1 protein-coding gene is annotated in these 2744 nt (G+C 40.2%); it reads left to right on the top strand.

Annotated elements, in window-relative coordinates; all coding sequences use genetic code 11:
- The first annotated feature begins 312 nt into the window (after positions 1–312).
- Positions 313–2706: a YhgE/Pip domain-containing protein gene (locus ACFWE9_RS26525; RefSeq protein ID WP_230155694.1), complete on the top strand. Its 2394-nt coding sequence runs from the start codon at positions 313–315 to the stop codon at positions 2704–2706.
- Positions 2707–2744: the final 38 nt, after the last annotated feature.

Genomic DNA, 2744 nt, shown 5'->3' with positions numbered 1-2744 from the left:
CCATTATGGATGCCCTTCTTTGCGTGTTATATCAGGTTTGAAAATAGTAAATTCAGGATGTGAAAAGTGAAAAAATATTGATAAAAAGGGTGATAAATGTTATATTACTTTCGTGTTAATGACCGAATGAACAATATAGTCATTAGTCATTTTTTGTTTGGAAAGTAATATATATAAAGGATCAAGATAAAAAATCCAATCTATATATTGCAGAAGCAAATGACTTAATTCATGTATTCTTCAACCCATTTTTCACTGATGAAAATTATTAAATTAAACGGCATATTCGTCGTTAAGGAGGACTTGGTAGGCGTGTTAAAATCTTTAAAGGGTGAATTCTTAGCAATAATAAAACATCCTATGATACTCATTTCGATAATAGGGATCATCATGATTCCCTTGCTATACAGCGGAACGTTCCTTTGGGCGTTTTGGGATCCATATGGTAAGGTCGACCAATTGCCTGTCGCCATTGTCAATATGGATGAGGGTGCCGAGTTTAATGAATCGGAACTGACAATAGGAAAAGACTTAGTGAAAGAGCTAAAGGAAAAAAAGGATTTCGATTGGCATTTCGTCAGTCAAAAAGAAGCGAATGAAGGTCTGGAAAATCAAGATTATTACATGAAAATAGAAATCCCGAAAAACTTTTCGAAAAATGCAACGACCTTGCAAGAGGACAATCCGGAAAAACTCGATTTAATTTACACGTCGAATGAAGGGTTTAACTATATATCTACTAAGATAGGTGACGCAGCTTCCGAGAAAATCAAAGGGGAAGTTTCGGCAGCCGTTACGAAAACCTATGCCGAATCAATGTTCGACAATTTGAACGAAGTTGCTGACGGACTAAAAAGTGCCAGTGATGGTGCGGGAAAATTGAAAGATGGAACCGATACAGTGAAAAATGGATCGAGTGAACTTGGTGATGGAATTAACTCTGCTAAAGAAGGTTCCAAAAAAGTGGATGAAGGAATAGATTCCGTCCATTCAGGTTCTGTTGAAATCCACGAAAATCTAGAAAAACTGGCTGAAAAATCACTGACCTTTTCCAATGGGGTCGGTTCGGCAGCTATGGGATCAAAAGAGCTAAATCAAGGGTTACAGCAATTTAGCTCTGGTGTTGGACAAATGAAAGATGGGCAAACCAAGCTCTTACAAGGAGCCCAAAAATCTGAAGCGGGAACTGGTGAATTGGCCACTGGACTGCAACAATCATTAGAAGGTTTCAACCAGATAGAAGAAAAGCTGCCAGCCTTGACAGAGGGAGCAAATGGGGTAGCTGCTGGGGCTAGTCAGCTTTCAGGTTCATTGTCTGAATGGAGTGCAGCTTCGAGTGAAGCGAAAGCAGGAGCTTCTGAAGTTTCTGCAGGCTTGGAAGAAGTTATTTCCGGATTAAAACAACAATCCGGAGCTACGGATGATCCTGACGAGAAAGCACGTTTGGATGGAGTGATTGCTTCTCTGTCTCGTATTAGCGAAGGGAGTAGAGGTGTTTCTGAAGGTGTAGGGAAACTCTCGGCGAGTGCTTCTGAAATTGCTAAAGGCGGAAACAGCCTAAGTGATGGAGCAGAACAATTGGGAGAAGGCACAAGTGCGCTAAGCGGCGGTTTCACTCAATTGAAACAAGCTCAAGATAAACTTGCAAATGGTGCGAATGAACTGAAAAACGGTCAAGGTCAATTGGTGTCTGGATTGACAACATTTGGCGATAGCATAGATTCAGCTCAGAGTGGGCTTGGACAGTTAACCGAAGGCAGCAATAACTTAGTCAGCGGGCTTGATCAGCTAGAAGATGGATCCAAGCAATTATCTAGTGGAACCTCACAGCTTTCGGAAGGTTCGAAAAGCCTGATTACAGGAACAGATAAGTTGAAAGAAGGTTCATCCAGCCTAACGAGTGGTATGGGAGAACTGGCGAATGGAGCCATTAAGCTACAAGATGGAATCGCCAAACTTTCTGATGGATCGGAAGAATTACATGACGAATTGAAGGATGGAGCAAACGAAGCAGGTAAAATTAAATCCAATGAAGATGTATATGACATGTTTGCAAGTCCAGTGAAAGTGGATAAACTGCCAATAAATAATGTACCTAACTATGGCACTAGTTTTGCACCATATTTAATTTCATTGAGTTTATATATCGGGGCTATCGTTCTGACGATTATCTTCAAGTTAAGAGAGCCTGCTGTTAAGCCTGCTAATGGATTCAGCTGGTTTATTAGTAAATACAGTGTCATGGCTCTCATAGGAATCTGTCAAGCCATTTTGGTGGACTCAATATTAATATTAGGACTTGGAATCAATGTCACGAGTCTTCCGTTATTTTTTGCAGTAAGCATCCTTGCAAGCTGTACATTCATGGCTATCATTCAGTTCCTAGGATCAGCCCTTGATAATCCGGGTCGGTTTATAGCATTATTAATTTTAATTCTTCAACTGACGAGCAGTGGCGGAACATTCCCAAATGAATTGGTTCCCGGCTTCCTGCAAGGTTTCACACCATTCTTACCGATGACTTATTCGATAAATGCTTTTCGAGCAGTCATCTCAACAGGAGATTATAGCTTCATGTGGCATAATCTTAGCATATTAGCCATATTCCTTGTTGTGGCATTAGTATTATCACTTCTTTACTTTATTTATCGATTTAAAAAATTGAACGATGCAGTGACCGAAAAACAGGAAGATGCAACAGTATAATAAAAAACAGCGCCCCTTACGGGACGCTGTTTTTTATC

Source organism: Peribacillus sp. NPDC060253 (assembly GCF_042727425.1).
Taxonomy (GTDB): Bacteria; Bacillota; Bacilli; order Bacillales; family DSM-1321; genus Peribacillus.
This window is presented reverse-complemented; position numbering and strand designations above follow the sequence as displayed.